The organism is Phaeodactylibacter sp., assembly GCF_040219495.1.
Taxonomy (GTDB): domain Bacteria; phylum Bacteroidota; class Bacteroidia; order Chitinophagales; family Saprospiraceae; genus Phaeodactylibacter.
This window is the reverse complement of record NZ_JAVJSK010000016.1, coordinates 40001-57044: the sequence shown is the minus strand read 5'-3', so window position 1 is coordinate 57044 and position 17044 is coordinate 40001. Positions and strand designations below refer to the sequence as shown.

At 51.2% G+C, this 17044-nt stretch carries 13 protein-coding genes and 1 pseudogene; all 14 read left to right on the top strand.

Annotated elements, in window-relative coordinates:
- The first annotated feature begins 3 nt into the window (after nucleotides 1-3).
- Nucleotides 4-1335: a sensor histidine kinase gene (locus RIC19_RS02940; protein ID WP_350176664.1), complete on the top strand. Its 1332-nt coding sequence runs from the start codon at nucleotides 4-6 to the stop codon at nucleotides 1333-1335.
- Nucleotides 1328-2011 carry a response regulator transcription factor gene (locus RIC19_RS02935; RefSeq protein ID WP_350176662.1) on the top strand — a complete coding sequence of 228 codons (684 nt, stop codon included), beginning with the start codon at nucleotides 1328-1330 and terminating at the stop codon, nucleotides 2009-2011. Before RIC19_RS02940 ends, RIC19_RS02935 begins: the two co-directional genes overlap by 8 nt.
- Before the next feature lie 291 nt (nucleotides 2012-2302).
- Nucleotides 2303-3490: a glutamate-5-semialdehyde dehydrogenase gene (locus tag RIC19_RS02930; RefSeq protein ID WP_350176661.1), complete on the top strand. Its 1188-nt coding sequence runs from the start codon at nucleotides 2303-2305 to the stop codon at nucleotides 3488-3490.
- A gap of 21 nt (nucleotides 3491-3511) precedes the next feature.
- A complete protein-coding gene (proB, locus tag RIC19_RS02925) occupies nucleotides 3512-4282 on the top strand; it encodes a glutamate 5-kinase (protein WP_350176659.1) in 771 nt (256 codons plus the stop codon).
- 353 nt (nucleotides 4283-4635) lie between these two features.
- On the top strand, nucleotides 4636-5748 hold the full coding sequence (locus tag RIC19_RS02920) for an OmpA family protein (protein ID WP_350176657.1): 1113 nt from the start codon (nucleotides 4636-4638) through the stop codon (nucleotides 5746-5748).
- 206 nt (nucleotides 5749-5954) lie between these two features.
- Nucleotides 5955-9665 carry a caspase family protein gene (locus RIC19_RS02915; RefSeq protein WP_350176655.1) on the top strand — a complete coding sequence of 1237 codons (3711 nt, stop codon included), beginning with the start codon at nucleotides 5955-5957 and terminating at the stop codon, nucleotides 9663-9665.
- Between the two features lie 411 nt (nucleotides 9666-10076).
- A pseudogene (locus RIC19_RS02910) lies at nucleotides 10077-10286 on the top strand (Fic family protein); the annotation flags it as partial.
- Nucleotides 10287-10601: 315 nt separating this feature from the next.
- Nucleotides 10602-10964, top strand: coding sequence for a transposase (locus RIC19_RS02905; RefSeq protein WP_350176737.1), 363 nt, complete (start codon nucleotides 10602-10604; stop codon nucleotides 10962-10964).
- Nucleotides 10965-11218: 254 nt separating this feature from the next.
- A complete protein-coding gene (locus tag RIC19_RS02900) occupies nucleotides 11219-11647 on the top strand; it encodes a Fic family protein (protein ID WP_350176653.1) in 429 nt (142 codons plus the stop codon).
- 67 nt (nucleotides 11648-11714) lie between these two features.
- Nucleotides 11715-12854, top strand: a complete 1140-nt coding sequence (locus RIC19_RS02895) for an ATP-binding protein (RefSeq protein ID WP_350176651.1) — start codon at nucleotides 11715-11717, stop codon at nucleotides 12852-12854.
- Nucleotides 12855-13151: 297 nt separating this feature from the next.
- Entirely contained in the window at nucleotides 13152-13778 is a 627-nt protein-coding gene (locus tag RIC19_RS02890; protein WP_350176649.1) for an FHA domain-containing protein, read from the top strand.
- A gap of 76 nt (nucleotides 13779-13854) precedes the next feature.
- Nucleotides 13855-14868 (top strand): hypothetical protein, encoded by a 1014-nt coding sequence (locus RIC19_RS02885; RefSeq protein WP_350176647.1) that lies wholly within the window; start codon nucleotides 13855-13857, stop codon nucleotides 14866-14868.
- Between the two features lie 102 nt (nucleotides 14869-14970).
- Nucleotides 14971-15543 (top strand): FHA domain-containing protein, encoded by a 573-nt coding sequence (locus tag RIC19_RS02880; RefSeq protein ID WP_350176645.1) that lies wholly within the window; start codon nucleotides 14971-14973, stop codon nucleotides 15541-15543.
- A 47-nt stretch (nucleotides 15544-15590) separates the two neighbouring features.
- Nucleotides 15591-17042: a protein phosphatase 2C domain-containing protein gene (locus tag RIC19_RS02875; protein WP_350176643.1), complete on the top strand. Its 1452-nt coding sequence runs from the start codon at nucleotides 15591-15593 to the stop codon at nucleotides 17040-17042.
- Nucleotides 17043-17044: the final 2 nt, after the last annotated feature.

Here is a 17044-nt window from a genome sequence, read left to right as displayed (position 1 = left end):
AGTATGATGAGCAAGCCCCATTTCCGGAACCTATGGCCAGCCACGATGGTGGTGCTGGCTTTGCTGGGGCTCGGCGTGGTGCAGTTTCAGTGGTTGAAAGCCGGCATTGTGGTGGAAAAGCAGGTCTTTGACCGTGAGCTGCGGCAATTGCTGGCAGCCACGAGCACCGCTATAGCCTGGCAACCGGACCTGGCGCAAGGCATTTTGGCGCTGCAACACGCCCGTCGAAAGGGGCAGGCTGCTCCGGACAGCCTCCGGCATCAGGTTCGTCTGGAACTCGAGGAAAACCTGCGGGCAGTCCTGGGGCAGCAACAGAAGAAAATGCCTTTCTCTATCGCCCTCACCGAATCGATCTGGCGCCATCCCCTGCTTGCCGGTGAGCGATTTGACTGGTCTGAAGCCGCCGCCTACCGGACCTATGCCCATCCGCTTGAGGGGACCTTGGCGGAAGCTTGCGGCTGTCAGTTGTTCCTGCACCTGCAGTTGCGCGACTTTTTGCCGCATCTGCTGGTACGTCTTTGGGTACTCCTTGCCCTGACGGGGCTGGGACTGGGCCTGCTCCTGGCAGGCTTCATACTCCTGGTTCGGAAAGTCCGGCGCGAGCAACGGTTGGTAGCGGTCAAGAACGATTTCATCAATACCCTGACCCACGAGCTTAAGACCCCGGTTTTTTCGAGCAGCCTCCTGCTGAAGCTGGCTCAACAGGCACTGGAGACCGGGCAGGCTGAAAAAGCGCGGGAATACCTGGACCGGCTGGGGAGCGAGCATCAGCAATTAAAAATACAAATTGAAAAGGTATTGGAGTTAGCCAGCCTCGAGCAGCCTGTTTATCAGCTGGAGCGCACTCCGACGGATGCGCAAGCCTGGCTCCATAGTGTCTGTACTGACTTTGAGCCCAAGGTGGAAGCCATGGGAGGGGCCCTGAGGTGGACGTATGCCGGACCCGCGGGGCTCCTGAGTGCAGATACCGGGCATCTGACCAATGCGCTGAATAACCTGCTTGACAATGCCCTGAAGTATGGAGGGCAGCCTCCCGTCATTGAAGTCGGCGTACAGGCGGGCGCACAACAGATCAGGGTAGAAGTCCGGGATCAGGGCCCCGGCGTACCCGAAGACAAGCAAGCGAAAGTTTTTCAAAAGTTCTACCGTTTGCATCAGGGGCAGGTACAGGGCTTCGGGCTGGGGCTCAGCTACGTACACCAAGTCGTCAGGCTGCACGGCGGGCAAGCCGGGCTGCACAATCATACGGAGGGAGGTGCTGTCTTTTGGCTGCAGCTGCCCGGTTTTGAACCCGGAGAAACCCGCACTTCTCCACAAATGCAAGCACATGGCTAAGATCCTCCTTATAGAAGACCATGAGACCCTCGGTTTCGCTTTGCAAGCCTACCTGGAGATGAAGGGCTTTGCAGTCACTTGGTCCAAAGATGGCGATGCCGGGCTGAAGGCATTCGAGAAGCACCCGGTAGATCTCTGCGTGGTGGATGTAGGGCTGCCCGGACGGGACGGTTTCAGCCTGGCCCGGGAGATTCGGCGGCAATCCCCCAGTCAGCCCCTGGTATTTCTTACCGCCCGCGCCCTTAAAGCCGACCGTCTGCGGGGCTTCGACCTCGGTGCCGACGACTACCTCATCAAGCCCGTTGATGAAGAAGAGCTCGTTGCCCGCATCCGGGCTATCCTGCGGCGCGCGCAGCCCGAAGCTACTGCGCCCGCTCCTCTTTCTATTGGCCGGTACACCTTTGACCCCCAAAACCAGGAACTTGTTTTCCCGGGGCAGCCACCCCGCCGTCTGACGGAGCGCGAAGCCCACCTGTTGCTGCTGCTTTGTCAGCAAAAAGGGCAGTTGTTGTCCCGGCAACAGGTGCTCAAGGAAGTCTGGTCGCAGAATGACTACTTCACCCGCCGCAGCATGGATGTCTTCATTTCCCGTCTGCGCAAGTATTTGTCGGCTGACCCTGCCATTGAGATCCGGAATGTGTATGGGAGTGGATTTGTGTTGGAAGTGGAGGGGTAATGGCAGGTTCGGAGAAGGACTAAAGGGTTGGATATAGAAGCATGCGATAGAACTAAGTACCTTGAAAAGTGCTATCTTTGGAAATGATGGTTGTTATTATGATATAGAAAGAAGTTAAAAACAAAAGTCAGCTGGTTTACTTCCCGTGTCAAAATTATTAGCAGTCAGGATACTCAGGATTTAGAAGACTTGAATTTAACTGCTAGGTTGCTGTAAGACTGTAGAACGGCAGAGTAATGTCTGAACCCCGAAAAAGCCTATATTTGACGCAACAGAACCGGTACAGCTATCATGGAAACAAGAGCGAAAAAAGACCAGGTGCTAAAGAACCTGGCTACCTTAATCCTAGAACAGGAAGCAGCCATTATCTCTGCCAATGAGCAGGACCTGAAGGCTTATGACGGAGCGGATGAGTCCATGTATGACCGCCTGAAGGCAGGCCCTGCCAAGGTAAAAGCCATGGCAGATGCTTGTCTGGAAACCGCGGCTATGGAAGACCCGGTGGGCAAATCGCTCTATGAATTCAACCACCCCAACGGAATGCGGGTGGTCAATCAAACCGTGCCTTTCGGCAAAATCCTCATCATCTACGAGTCCCGTCCGGATGTGACCATCGAAGCTGCTGCTACGGCCTTCAAAGCCGGCAATAGGATTTGGCTAAAAGGTGGTAAGGAAGCGCTGCATACCAACACCCTTTTGGCGGAGCTTTGGCAACAAGCCTTGAAATCCGAAGGCGTTGACCCCGGCTTCGTGAACTACCTGCAACTGGACCGCGAAGCAACTCAAATGCTCATCCGGGAAAATCCGTACCGTTTCGACCTTATCATCCCACGCGGTGGAGAGCGCCTGATCGCTTTTGTACGGGAGCATAGCAATATCCCGGTCATTGTGAGCGGCCGGGGCAACAACTTCCTTTACGTGAGCGCATCGGCAGATTACGACATGGCATTGTCTATCATCAAAAACGGCAAAAGCCGCATCAGCGTATGCAATGCGCTGGACAAGGTCCTGATTGACCGGGGCTGGCCGGAGCTGGAAGATAAGCTGCAGCGCCTCAGCCGTGCCCTTTCTGAAGCCGGTTTGGAAATCATTGCGGATCAGGACGGTTGGGCAGGCCGCCACGATGCTTTGCAGCCGGTACCGGAATCGATGTGGTATGAGGAGTTTCTGTCCCACCGCATTGTTCTCAAAGTCGTAGACAGCATGGAGCAAAGCATTATGCTCACGAATCAATACAGCGGCGGGCACAGCGCCACGATTGTCACGCAGGACGCGGCTCAGGCCCGGGTATTTATGGAAGAAGTCGACTGCGCCGCCGTTTACCACAACGCCTCCACCCGCTTCACCGATGGCGGGCAACTGGGGATGGGCGCGGAGATTGCCATCAGCACTCAGAAGCTCCACGCAAGGGGCCCGATCAGTGTAGGGCAACTGGTCTCCAACAAATGGATGGTGTATGGCAATGGGCAAATTCGGTAGGCGCAAACAAGCATCAACGCTATGCAGCAAAAGCAAAAAATCGTCATCAAAATCGGCACCTCCACGCTAACTAACGGGAGCAACCGGATTTCATACGCCACCATCGAAAATCTCGCCCGCCAAATCCTTTCCATACGCGAAACCTACGACGTCATCCTGGTCTCCTCCGGCGCCATAGCCACGGCCCGGCAGTTTGCGGAAATCCATCAGGCCGGTACGGCGCAGATTGACTCCAAGCAGGCTTTGGCAGCTATTGGCCAGCCAAAGCTCATCCGCATTTTTGATGAGGTATTCGGCAGTTTTGGGCTACAGGTGGCTCAGTGCCTGCTCACCTACCGCGACTTTGACAACGGTACGGCCAGGGAAAACGTCCGGAATACCCTGCACAAGCTATTGGAGTTTGGCTACATCCCTATCATTAATGAGAATGATACGGTTGCTGTAGACGAGATCGTTTTTGGTGACAACGACAAGCTCTCCGCTTATGTTGCTATCATCAGCGAAGCCGACCTGCTCATGCTGGTGACCGATATTGACGGCATTTACACCCAAAACCCCCACCTGCACCCTGAAGCGGAGCTCATCGAAGACGTTGCTGACACGGAATCCGTCAAAGCATTTATTGAGGAGCGCGACAACGGGCTCGGCACCGGTGGGATGACTTCCAAGATATACGCAGCCGAGCTATGCCTGCGCCACGGGTTGGAGATGCGCATTGTGAATGGGAGCCGGCCAGGATTTATTGCGGGCGCGCTGGCGGGGGCGTTTCGGCATACGCGGTTTGGGGGGTGAGGGGGGGGGACTTTAGAGGAAAGGGCGGTCAGATTGTTGTGTAGCTCACCTTTTGGCACGGAGCAAGAGCAGGGCGAAATTTGGCAGGAGCAGCCCAAAGTGTGAAATCCCAACAAGCTCTAAAATCCGGGAAGCTGGAAAAATTCCTATCTTGCTATCAGGTGTAGAGATTTTCCGGGTTGTACTGCAGTTCTGCTTCAGCATGTAGCTGTACGATCAAGCCCGCTTTCAAGATATTCAAACCCCAAGGGTGTTTTGTTATTAGTGTACCCTGGTTATGATGCGATGTTTGCAAAGCATCGTCCATCAGATCCTTCTGAGGCACCTTATTTTTAACCCATACTATGAGTGAAATGAAACGAATTTTAATCCTTACAGCCACTTTATTATCCATTACTTTAGCCCTTCAGGCGCAGGAAGCGCCGCTCCCGCCGGACCCGGAGCCGGGGCAGTGTTTTGTCCGCTGCGTAACCCCTGATGTATGGGTAGACGAAGACGTGGATGTGCTGCAAACGCCTGCTTATACTAAGATTGAAGTGACTCCGGCGGAGTATAAAAACGTAGAGCAGGAGGTGATCATCAGGCCCGCTACGATAGAGTATGTAAATGTGCCTGCCCGGTTCGACACGGTTGAAGAAGTCGTTGAACTTGAGGAGCCTTACAATCAGGTGACAGTCGATGCGGCCACCTTTGTAGAGGCCACTGAGGATGTTGAAGTACAGGCGGCTTACGCAAAATACGAGTACCAGACTCAGATGGAGAACTGTGATGAGGATGATCCGCGGAAATGCATGGTGTTGTGTTACGTTGAGCACCCGGCAAAAATCAGGACACTTTCCGTTAAGAGAATGACCAAAGACGCAACGGTGACCAGAAAAGAAGCGGGCCGGAAGACCACCACCATTACTACGCTTAAAATGGTAGAAGCCTCCAAGGTGGTAGAAAAAGAGGTGCCGGCACTAATTAAAACGATTACAAAACGGGTGTTGGTCAGGGACGAATTGGTCAAAGAAATAGAGGTGCCAGCGGTATATACAACAGAAACCCGACGGGTATTAAAGAAGAAAGGGGGGCTAACGGTTTGGGAGCCTATTCAGTGCAGCCTGACCGATTATAACGTATTGCCTATCTTTTATGAGTACAACCGCGCACGGCTGTTGCCGGAGGCCGTTAATGTTATTGATACCACCATTTTATCACTAATGAAAGCCAAACCACTGATTACAGTGGAGATTGAATCGCACACGGATGCCCGTGGGGACAAAGCATTCAATATGGAGCTCTCCCAGCGCCGGGTTCAATCCGTAGTTGATTATCTGGTCTCCAGAGGCATCCGCAAAGACCGGCTGATTGCCAGGGGCTACGGAGAAGACCGGCTGACCAACCCCTGCAAAGATGGCGTGCCGTGCTCAGAAGCAGAACACCAGGAAAACCGGCGTACTGAATTCAGGGTAGTTTCTCAGTAGGCGCGCGTCCGATGGGGAAACGGTTGCGATATTTGTTGCCGGTACTTTAACGTACGCTTCTTCCGAAGGAAAAAGTGCATCCCCTTTGTTTGCAATCATCAGGTTCAAAGCTGCTCCAAGTATGACCATTAGGCTGGAAGAGGAGGGCTGTGCAGGCAGGAAGCCGCTATTTCAACCCCGCAAGGCCAAACCAAATGCCAAAACCCATGCGTCAGTTAATACTTTTCTTATTGTTATGTACAACACTGGTTCTGCATGCACAGGAGCCCCGGTTGATCATACCTACAGGCCACGACGGCAATGTAAAGACCATACATTTCCTTTCCAGCGGGCAGTTTTTTCTAAGTGGAGACAACAAAGGCGTCGTCAAGCTTTGGGAAGCCGCTACGGGCCGGGAGTTTTACACTTACGGCGGGCATCAGGAAAAAGAAGAAATTCTATCTATTGCCTCATCATCAGACAATCGTTGGGTGGTCACAGGGGGAAGTGATGGGGCTATGGTGGCGCATCAAACCTTCTCCGGTGTGCAGCGCTGGAAAATATCAGTTGGGGTACCCGCCCGGGCGCTAGCTATTGTTGATAGTACGGTTTTGAGCGCACAGGGCAACCTCCTGATAGGGTACCGGTTGTCAGACGGGGCAGAGCTGTGGCGGAAGGAAACCGGCGGGGCGCCCATTACTGCTCTGTCGGCCCGCCCGGGCTCGGCATTCGTTTTTTTGGGCAAGGCATCCGGAGATTGTATTCGTTTCAACCTCAATACGCAGGAATTAACGGAGCCTTTGAAAAGACTGACAAAGGAAGTGCTCTGGATTCAGTATTCGGGGGACGGCACTGCCGTTTTTGCGGCCAGCAAAGGCAACCGTTTAATCAGGATGAGGGCAGACAATGGAGCGGTGGCTGATGATTGGGATATTGGGGCGGAGCGCCCTCTGCAGTCCATCGCGATGAGCCCGGACGGGCTTTGGTTCGCTACAGCCTATCAGGCCGGGCCCGGGCTTGATGTAAATGAAATTCCCGCCAGGTTGTGGCGAATGCAGGGGCGCAGCCTGCAGCCCGAGCGGGCACTGAATATTGGTATGACGGATTATGCGCTCGCATTCACTCCTAATAGCCAGTACCTGTTGAGTGGACGAATCAATACGGGCGAAATTGCCATGCAGCAGGTATCAAATGGGGAGAAAGTCCGGGAATTCACAAAACACGCAGAAATTGTATCCCATCTCGAAGCCAATAACTCGGCGTTATTGACGGCTAGTCAGGACCTGTTTGGTACAGCCCGGGTCTACGCCCTCGACCGCATGATGGTGCATTTACTAAAAGACAAGGAAGCCTTCGGGGGTAAAATGATTAGTTCGCTAACGAATAACGGGGAGGCGGCTATAGTGGCCAGGCTGGATGGAGGTGCTATCGAGCAATGGGATGTTATTACCGGGCAGCTGCTGAGCACCCGCCCTTATGATGGATTTTCCCTTAGGGCCCTTACGGGATTACCAGAAGAAGGCGCCTTTTTCTTAAGCGACGGCAGGAGTGTAGAGCGCTGGGGAGCATCAGGCGAAGCCCCTCAGGGTTTCGATTCAACTGTCGATGGGATTTCTCAAATTCATTACAATTCAAAAGCCAAACTTCTGGCTGCGGTGGGCGAAAACAAAGTAGCCGTATGGGATGCGGTCACCGGGGAATTGCTGAATGATAAAATAGCGACTGGTGGGCTTCGTAAGAAAAATGCAGCTGCCTTTTCAGAAGACGGCAGCCTGCTGGTTGCCTCGAACGGGAAGAAGGTCGTAGAGATTTGGGATATGGCATCTCAGCAAAAACTGGATGCCCGCCTGCACGACCACAGCATTCATTCCGTGGCTTTTTCGCCCGACCAAGCCTACTTGCTCCTGGGGGATGAAACCGGCGACATTCATGTTTGGCGTACCGAGGGCAGCCGGGAACCCTTACTTCTGCGGGGGCACACCAAGAAAACTCTGTCGCTGGCATTCAGCACCGATGGCCGTAGATTGTATAGCAGCAGTGAGGACCGTACCGTCCGGATTTGGGATTGGGAAGCCAAAGAGGAGTTAGGCAGGGTCATTAACTGGGATGATGAAGAGTGGGTGGTGACCACTCCGGAGGGGCTGTACGATGCCTCCCCCAAAGCCATGCAGCGAATGTATTATGTATCGCCGGCACCAGGCAATGACAGTCTTGAAGTGATTGCCCTCGACCAGCTATCCGAAAGCTTTTATGAGCCCGGGCTCCTCCCCAAACTGGTGATGCCGGAGGCTCCCCCAATCCGGGTAGTGACCGACCTCAAATTGGTCAAGCTATTTCCTATGGTGAAGGGCCGCATTGAAGGCGATGAGCTGCTGCTGGAGCTTGAAGAACGCGCCGGTGGTATCGGGCGGGTTAGTTTATTTCTCAACCAAAAGGAATTGGAGGCCGATGTAAGTAACAAGCTGAAGAAAAGAGACGGCTTGCATATCCTTCGTTACGACCTGAAGCCCTACGAAGCATACCTTTGGGCAAACCCCGACAGCACCAACCGTATCAGTGTGGAAGTTACGGGAGCAGACCGTGAATTGAGCAGTAGCCGGTTGAGCTGGGTATACGAAAAACACCGGACACAAGGCAGGGGCTTTGGTGGAAACGATGATGGGACCGCAGCTGAGGAGGAAGACGAATTCTATCTGCCCCGGCTGTTTATCATCTCAGTGGGCACCTCAGATTATACTGGCGTGGATGGTACTGATGAAGCAGGCAGAAGAGACCCGCTCGACCTTAGCTTTCCGGATCAGGACGCTACTTATATTGCTGCAGCACTATACAACACTGGTCGGCACCTCTTTGAGGACCGGGTTACAGTACACTGCCTGACTACGCAGAAGCTGGCCCCGATAGATACGATGGACATTAATTGGGCATTCCCACAGAAGAAAGCAGTCAAAGCGGCCTTTGAGTCCGTCGAGGAAGCTGCAAAACCAGAAGATATTGTGATCGCCTACTTTTCGGGCCACGGGCTTGCAGGCGCTTTCGGAGGGGAGGATATCGAATTCTTCTACCTTACCCATGATATTGGTTCGGAAAGCCGGGTCGAGAAGCGAGGGCCCCGTGAAAGTTACACCATTTCTTCGGCGGAGTTGACCAACTGGCTCAATGCGATCAAGGCACAGAAGCAGGCTTTGATAGTGGATGCCTGCAATTCGGGAGCTATTGTAGACAATATGTCCTCCGGGAGCAAGACACTCAATACCACGCAGATACGCGCCTATGAGCGTATGAAAGACCGGGCCGGGCTTTTTTTATTGTCCGGGAGCACTGCTGACAAAAAAAGCTACGAATCTTCAGCTTTTGGGAACGGGCTGCTCACCTATGCATTGCTTTCAGGTATGCGGGGCGAGGGGGAGGTTTTTGAAAGGGATGGCAACAGCGCTAAGCTTATCAACCTCGTAAGTCTGTTTACTTTTGCGCGGGACCGCGTACCTGTTCTGGCTAAGAGCATCCGGGAAATACAAACCCCTACACTGACCTTTCCCGGATCAGCTTCCGGCATTTATATCGGGCAGTTTAAGCGGGCATCAGATGTGCCAATTGGTAAGGCGAAGCCGACGGTTCTCCGGCCCCTGTTTCAAAGTAGCGATAGCTATGGAGACCCTTTACAGCTGAATTTGGAAGTAGAGCAGTTTTTATTCCGGGAATCGGAGCGTGGGCTGCGTGCCAAGTGGGCCTTCAAAGATATGTTTTACGATGATGGCGGCTACACCCTTGCTGGCCGGTATCAGCAGAAAGACGGGCAATGGGTACTTCAGGCCAAAGTTTTCCAGAACGGCGAGGCTGTCCATACTTTTGACCTCCCGCCCCATGAGGATGCTGCGGGCATTGGCAGCGCTCTCAAAAGAGCACTGTACAAGTGGATGGATGAGCAGGGCTTTTAGAAAAGTGCGGATTAGCGGTAGCGAGAATTTCACTTCCCGATACAAAACCTTTATGCTTTGTAATAAATTGGATTTTAAAGACTTACGAATAAGGAAAACCCAAGGAGGTACAAATGGCTGCAAAACGGCCGAAAATAGGGGGGAGGTAAAAAAAGTGCAAGGGGTGACAATGTGGGTGCTGTCGCGGCTCGTCCATAAACAGTAAGTGTGTCAGTTTGAATATGAATTTAAGACGTCGACACGCTGAACTTGACTTTCAGGAGTGCCACTTATTGATGCCCCAAGACTTTAATGGAAGTATGCTTGAAGTATCATTTGATATCTTTGTATCGGTATCCGGAATAGACAAGTAACTAAGTTGGTAACCAAGTCAGTAACTAACCTAACGACCAAGTTAGCGACCAAGTTGACCCTTTAGTTTTTAAAGTAATTGGGATTTGTAAAACCCCTTCTGAAATATTGGAACAGCTTGGCTTTAAAAACCACTTTGACAACTACAAAAAATACATCCTTCCCGCCCTCGAAAATGGCTGGATAGAAATGACCGTGCCGGACAAGCCGCGCAGCCGGAATCAGAAGTACCGGATAATAGCGCTGGGGCGGGTGGTTTTGAAGGGATGAAAAAGATGATTATTTTTCATGTTCGCATGCTCTTACGAACATGCGAATGCAATGCAGTTCCTACGGAACTCAATCTCCAAACTGTAAACAGCCAAGTCCCGGAGGGACGATAATTCTTTCCGACAATCGTCAGATTGTTGAAAGACAATAAGAGTTGCTATTAGTCCTGTAAGGACGGCATTATTACACTTCAACCCAAAATCCAAAGTTACTATGCCCAATACCTTTTCCAAACTCTACATCCACCACGTCAGCGCCGTGAAGTACCGACAGGCATTGATCTTACCATCCTTTGAGGAAGAGCTGTAAAAATACATCGTAGGCATAATCAAAAATCTAGGGCAGACACCACTCCAAGTCAATGGCATGCCCGACCATATTCATATTGCGGCCCGCTTGCGGCCGGACATGGCCCCGGCAACATTTGTACAAAAGGTCAAAGCAAACTCCTCCAAATGGATTAATGAGCAAGGCTTTCTGCCCCAGAAGTTTAGTTGGCAAACGGGAGGCGGTACTTTTTCTGTTAGCCGGACACACGTGGACGCGGTGCGCCATTATATCAAAAATCAAAAGGCGCATCATGCGAAGAAGTCTTTCCGGAAAGAATATATTGATATTCTGAGGAGGAATGATATAGAGCCGGATCCAAAGTATTTGCCGGACTTTTTTGAGGATTGATCACATGTTCTCACGAACATGCGAATGAAATGCCGTTCCTACGGAACTCAATCTAGCAACCTTAAACAACCAAGTCTCAAAGAGACGGTAGCACATTCCGAGAATCGTCAGATTATTGAACAGGTGCAAATCTGGTTGGACAAAATGTAGCTTTCCAAGACCTGGGCTACCCGTCAATGCCCAAATGCTCGTCGAAAACCGCCGCATCGTCGCCCGCGATTACCGCAACCGGTGTGTAGGACTTCCTGAAAGAATTGCACCTGACCGAAGGCAGAGGTACCGGTATTCCGACTATGCGCCGGGTCATGGAGCGCAACAGCTCCCCGCTTCCACAACTGGAGACGGATGAGCAGTGTACGTACTTTTTGACTACGCTGCCAGTGCATCCGATATTTGAAGGTGACCAAGTTAGTGACCAAGTTAATAGCTTGGAGAAAGAAGCCATAGATGATCGGGTTTTGGAAGTTGTCCGTTTGGCAGTAACCCCAAAATCGAGTGCGCAACTCCTGGAAGAACTGGGCCTAAGCGTACATACCAAAAACTACAAAAAATACATCCTTCCCGCCCTCGAAAATGGCTGGATAGAAATGACCGTGCCGGACAAGCCGCGCAGCCGGAATCAGAAGTACCGGGTGACGGAGTTGGGGCGGGCGGTACTTGAGCGCATTATTAGCAAACGCTAAAAGGGATTTATCCTTGAAAATCTGAACCTTGACTTCGAATTTTCAAGGATAATGTCTATTTTCGGGTATGAGTAAAACGCTTCTCGATAGAAAACAAGATCAGGCAGCGGTAGCACAACTAATGCGCGTGTTCCCTGTGACTGCTCTACTGGGGCCCCGTCAGGCGGGAAAAACGACACTTGCCAAGACCTTCCAGCCTGACCATTACTTCGATTTGGAGAACCCACGAGACCTCGCTATGCTGGAGCAACCTCAGCTGGCATTGGAAAACCTGGAAGGCCTGATCATGATTGATGAGATACAGCGAAAGCCGGAGCTGTTTTCGTTACTGCGCTATTTGGTCGATCAGCAGAACAACCAGAAATATCTTATCCTCGGTAGCGCTTCCTCCAGTCTGAAGCAACAAAGCGGCGAATCGCTGGCCGGGCGCATCGGTTATTATTATTTATCCGGGTTCAACTTGTCGGAGGTGGGCGCTGCACATTACCGAAAGCTGTGGTTACGAGGCGGTTTCCCCCGGTCTTATCTGGCAGAGGGGCTGGAGGAAAGCCGGCTTTGGCGGGAAAACTTCATTGCTACTTTTCTGGAGCGGGATTTGGCCGCCCTGGGGAGCTCTATACCTTCCTCTACCATGTACCGCTTTTGGGTGATGCTGAGCCATTATCATGGTCAAACGCTAAACTACAGTGAGTTGGGGCGCTCTTTTGGCATATCGGACCATACGGTGAAAAAGTATATTTCCATTCTGGAAGACACCTTTATGATCCGGATACTTTTGCCGTGGCATGCGAATGTAGGAAAGCGCCTGGTCAAAAGCCCCAAGCTATATATCCGGGACGCGGGCCTCTTTCATACCTTGCAAAATATCCATCAGGAAAATGACTTGCTTACAAATCCTAAGCTGGGGGCTTCCTGGGAGGGCTTTGCGGTAGAGGAAACCATTGCTCAGTTGGGCAAACGGGACAATGAGGTATTTTTCTACGGGACCCACGCTGGCGTCGAACTGGATTTGTACTGGCAGTCCAACGGGCGCTCCTACGGTGCCGAATTCAAATACATGGATGCCCCCAAGCGTACCAAGTCTATGCACCAGGCTATAGAAGATTTGAACCTGTCGCATCTCTACGTCATCTACCCGGGAAGCCAGGAATATGCGCTGTCTGAGCGGATAACGGTACTGCCGGTTCAACAATTAGGGGGGCTGTAGCGCTGCTTCCTGGGGCGGTGGGGGCAGCCTACCTGTGTTTGTTTAAATAAAGTGATTTCTGATTCCATCAAAAGCCGCTTCGCCTCTGCCGGTTTTTGGTCGGAATGTGCAAGTTTGGCGGGATATCTTTTTGCCCTAAATCCCCTCTGTTCCCTGCCCATTCCGAGCGTCAGGGCACTGCAGAAAACAAAGCTGGGCTTTCCCAATGAGGGTTATGGAATAATGTTCCTGAAATCCGTTGCCAATGTTACCAGGTTTTGATTACCTTAGTCTTTGCCAAATAAAGAATTAGCCCCAATGAATAAACAAGTATTCCATATTGGTAGCAGAGGGATTGGAAATGAGATTATCTTAAATGATCCATATATTTCACCCAAACATGCCCGAATCGTCGTCCAGAAAGACGGGCTTCAGTATATAGAGGAGCGGTCCAGAAGCGCTCCTGTAATGGTCAATGGGGTACGCGTTAAAAGGAAAGTTATCCGGCAATCGGATCAAATCAGCCTTGGGAGGTCGCCCTTTTCGATCCACCGGCATTTCAAGGTAAAAGATGGCGTTATTAAGCAGCTCAGAGCATCAAATGACTTTTCTGAAGAGTTTGAGGAGCTCCGGGAGGTATACAGTGAGTACATTAAAGCGAAAGAAGCCATTGAAAAAAGCGCCAAGAAAAAGGAGCTACTATTTGATCCACTGCTGGCAGTACCCGTTGCCGGGATATTCCTCCGCAATATTGCACGGTCTATGGCCAGCGGTAAATCCAGAACTACCCGTATGGAGGCCATTCAAAACCTCAGGTATGAATTCTTTAAGCATTACAAATGCCCTAATCCTGATTGTGGTAAATTGCTTGGAGAGATTCCATGGAAGACACTGGCAACACAAGCGAGCTGCGACAAATGCCATGCTATTTGGATAAAAAAATAAAATACCCGGTTACCTTTTTCAATTTGGGGGTATTAGGGGGTGTAGAATCAATTGTTAAATACTAAATCACAGTATCATGTCAGACGAAACTAAAATTGATATCGACGCGCGTTACAACTTAAACAACGATCAGGAGCCACCAGCTATTCCAACTGAGGAGTTGCAGTTATCAGACGAAGAAAAGGGCGGCCAGAAAACCAAACTCACCGAGACCCAACAGGCACTCGTTAAAGGAGGGCTTATTGGCGCTATTGCCGGAGGAGCGGTTTCAATAGGCGCTAACTACCTTTATGGGATGACTTCAGACGGTGAGCCTGTTCCGGCTGTTGAGCCCAGCTCTCCGGAAGAAGAAACTTTTGAGGCTGTGATCCATGAAGAAGCTCCTTTCGCTACCACGGTCAATGACGATATGTCTTTTTCAGAAGCCTTTGCTGCAGCAAGGGATGAACTGGGGCCAGGCGGTATTTTTAGCTGGAATGGTCACACCTACAACACGTACTACCAGGATGAATGGGAGGGGATGTCTACGGCTGAGCATCAGGAATATTTCGCATCTATCAACCCCGAAGGTGCTCCCCCGGTGACCGGTGAGGAAAGCAACGAACAGGTTGCAGCGAATGATGCCGATAGTACACCCGCAGATGATCAACAAATTCATCAGGCAGGCCCAGATAGCAACGATTCCCAGCAGGCTACAGGAGGAACGGGTACCAGCCAAACCACATCAGGTGCAGATACCTCCTCTCCGGAACCCCCCGAAGTGGTAGCCTTAGACGACTCGGGAGACGGAATCCCTGATGCCTACCTAATTGATACCGATGGGGATGGTTATGCCGAAGCAGTAGCCGTTGACCAAAACCAAAATGATATTCCAGAAGCTGTGCTTGTTGATACTGATGGAGATAATGTTCTTGATGCGGTGGAAATCGATGCTAATGAGGACGGAACTCCCGATGCCATGAACGAACTGGAGAACCCGGTACAGGTTCCAATGCCTGATGCTACCCAGAATACGGAAGAAGAACCATTGGCCTATGAAGACGATGAGCCGGATATGGACGATGAAAACGATATGTCGGACTGGGCCTGATTCGTTACTTCCAAAGTTGTGATTTAGTAACACTACTGCCTGCTACCTGCCAACCTTTGCGGTTCGGTGGGTAGTGGGGTATAAAAGCTATGCATCTTAAGTATGCCAATCATTAAGTGTAAAACCTGTAAGGACTCTTTTAGAATTCCGGAAGCGCTGACCAGCCAAGTTGCTTGTCCTCATTGCCGTACGCCTTATCGCCCTGAGGGTAAAAGCGAAGGGCAAACTTTATCTAAGCCTCCGGGCTGGCTGATTGTGCATGATGAGCAAACCCATCATCAGATTTTAGAGCTCCAGCAAGGTGTCAATACAATTGGGAGAAAAGCAGGAACCTCTAAAGCCAATGCCCAAATTGACTTTGGCACCAGGCCGGTAGATAAGTTTATGAGCCGGGTACACTGTGAAATCAATGTCCTTCCAAAGCCCAAAGGGGCTGCTGGTTTTGATCTTATCCTCAAAGACCTAAGCACCAATGGAACTGTGCTCAATGCCAGAAAAGACCAGAAACTAGTAAAGGGCATTGACGAAATATACCTGAAGCATGAAGATGTCATCCAACTGGGGCGGACTAAGCTGGTGGTGATTTTAGGTACCCATACGGACTCTATTAAGCAAACCGCTGAAGACATTGCCAGGACAAGTTACCATGAAACAGTGATCGATTTTAACTACTAACTTTTTGCTGATAAAGTCAATTTTGACTGGCCATTATTTCTATATCCATGTTGAAAATACAGCTCAAACCCCAGCAACTGATCTACAATCAGGGGCAAAGGAAGAATAACGAAGACTACTACTACCCCCAACAGGATGCCCCGCCGGAACGGGCACCTTTCTTCTTAGTATGTGACGGTATGGGCGGTGCGGAAAAAGGAGAAGTGGCCAGCCGTATGGCAGCGGAGGGCTTTGCTCGTTTTTTTGAGGAAAACCCCACTGCTGTTCCTGCGCCTGAGTATTTATCCAGAGCTTTAGCTACAGTGGAGCAGCAGTTTGATAAATACCTGGAGGAGAACCCAACGGCTAAAGGTATGGGCACGACGCTCACCCTGCTTTGGTTCCATCAGGAGGGCATCACCCTCGGGCATATTGGCGACAGCCGGATCTACCGCTTTAGAAACGGGGCAGCGAAAGCGCTGACCGAGGACCACTCCTTTGTTGGAGAGCTCCTGGCGGCCAACCTTATTACAGAAGAGGAAGCTGAGCGGCATCCCAAAAAGAATGTCATCACTCGTGCTATTCAGGGCGCCTATACCGGGGGGACAAAAATGACGGTTCAAAACTTAAAGCAGGTCGAAGCCGGCGATATTTATATGCTCTGCTCGGATGGCATAACAGAGGCTTGCCCTACACCGATCCTCCAGGAAATGTATGCATCTAACCCAAGGCTTGAGGATTTATATCAGGCGATTGAAGCCAGATGTGCTGAACGTTCTCAAGACAACTTTACTGCATTCCTGATTGAGGTGGAAGCTGTAGAAAATGTAAATCCGGTCCCCGAACGGGAAGAAGCAACAAAGGCTGTTCAGTCTTTGCCCGTTACGCAGCCTTCAGTGGCAGAGGCAGCAGTGCCCAAAAAGAGCTCAGGGCAATGGAGGGTGTGGATAGGAGCATTGCTCATAGCCGCTGCCGCAATTTGGGGTGTTGATCAGGTGGGTAATCCGGGAGCAGAGCCTACGGCTCAGGCAGAAGAACCTGCCGAAGAAGAGGTCCCACCGCCCACACCAAAGCCTACACCCCCACCTAAACCAGCCTCAACGGCAGGCCCAAACGAGGAATCCGAAACAGCCCCGGAGCCTGATTCTATCCTGCCCCCCGAGCCTGAGCCTGCTGATACCAGTCCATTAGATGCACCACCTTTACCTCTACCTGCACTGAGTCCATATCAGGATGACCAAAGCAATTTATTCGGTTACAAATCAGACACCGTAGTTGTGATTGAGGCGCAGTTTGCTGAGGCTTCACCTTTCTCAGAAGGCCTGGCAAAAGTAAAAGATGCTGATAAGGGCTTATACGGCTTTATAGATGACACCGGAGCTTATGTCTTTGAGCCTGAATTTGAAAAGGCCACAGATTTTAAAAACGGCATCGCAACGGTGCAGGAGCCAGGGAATCAAAATACCTATCAGATGGACACTGATGGAAGGAAACTTGCAGAAGAACCGAAAAACCAATAGTG

Bases quoted from the DNA above. Each gene is read 5' to 3' on its own strand.
- proB (WP_350176659.1), top strand. From the start codon at position 3,512: ATGCAGCAAAAGCAAAAAATCGTCATCAAAATCGGCACCTCCACGCTA.
- RIC19_RS02885 (WP_350176647.1), top strand. From the start codon at position 13,855: ATGTCAGACGAAACTAAAATTGATATCGACGCGCGTTACAACTTAAAC.
- RIC19_RS02890 (WP_350176649.1), top strand. From the start codon at position 13,152: ATGAATAAACAAGTATTCCATATTGGTAGCAGAGGGATTGGAAATGAG.
- RIC19_RS02880 (WP_350176645.1), top strand. From the start codon at position 14,971: ATGCCAATCATTAAGTGTAAAACCTGTAAGGACTCTTTTAGAATTCCG.
- RIC19_RS02935 (WP_350176662.1), top strand. From the start codon at position 1,328: ATGGCTAAGATCCTCCTTATAGAAGACCATGAGACCCTCGGTTTCGCT.
- RIC19_RS02875 (WP_350176643.1), top strand. From the start codon at position 15,591: ATGTTGAAAATACAGCTCAAACCCCAGCAACTGATCTACAATCAGGGG.
- RIC19_RS02915 (WP_350176655.1), top strand. From the start codon at position 5,955: ATGCGTCAGTTAATACTTTTCTTATTGTTATGTACAACACTGGTTCTG.
- RIC19_RS02895 (WP_350176651.1), top strand. From the start codon at position 11,715: ATGAGTAAAACGCTTCTCGATAGAAAACAAGATCAGGCAGCGGTAGCA.
- RIC19_RS02930 (WP_350176661.1), top strand. From the start codon at position 2,303: ATGGAAACAAGAGCGAAAAAAGACCAGGTGCTAAAGAACCTGGCTACC.
- RIC19_RS02940 (WP_350176664.1), top strand. From the start codon at position 4: ATGATGAGCAAGCCCCATTTCCGGAACCTATGGCCAGCCACGATGGTG.
- RIC19_RS02920 (WP_350176657.1), top strand. From the start codon at position 4,636: ATGAAACGAATTTTAATCCTTACAGCCACTTTATTATCCATTACTTTA.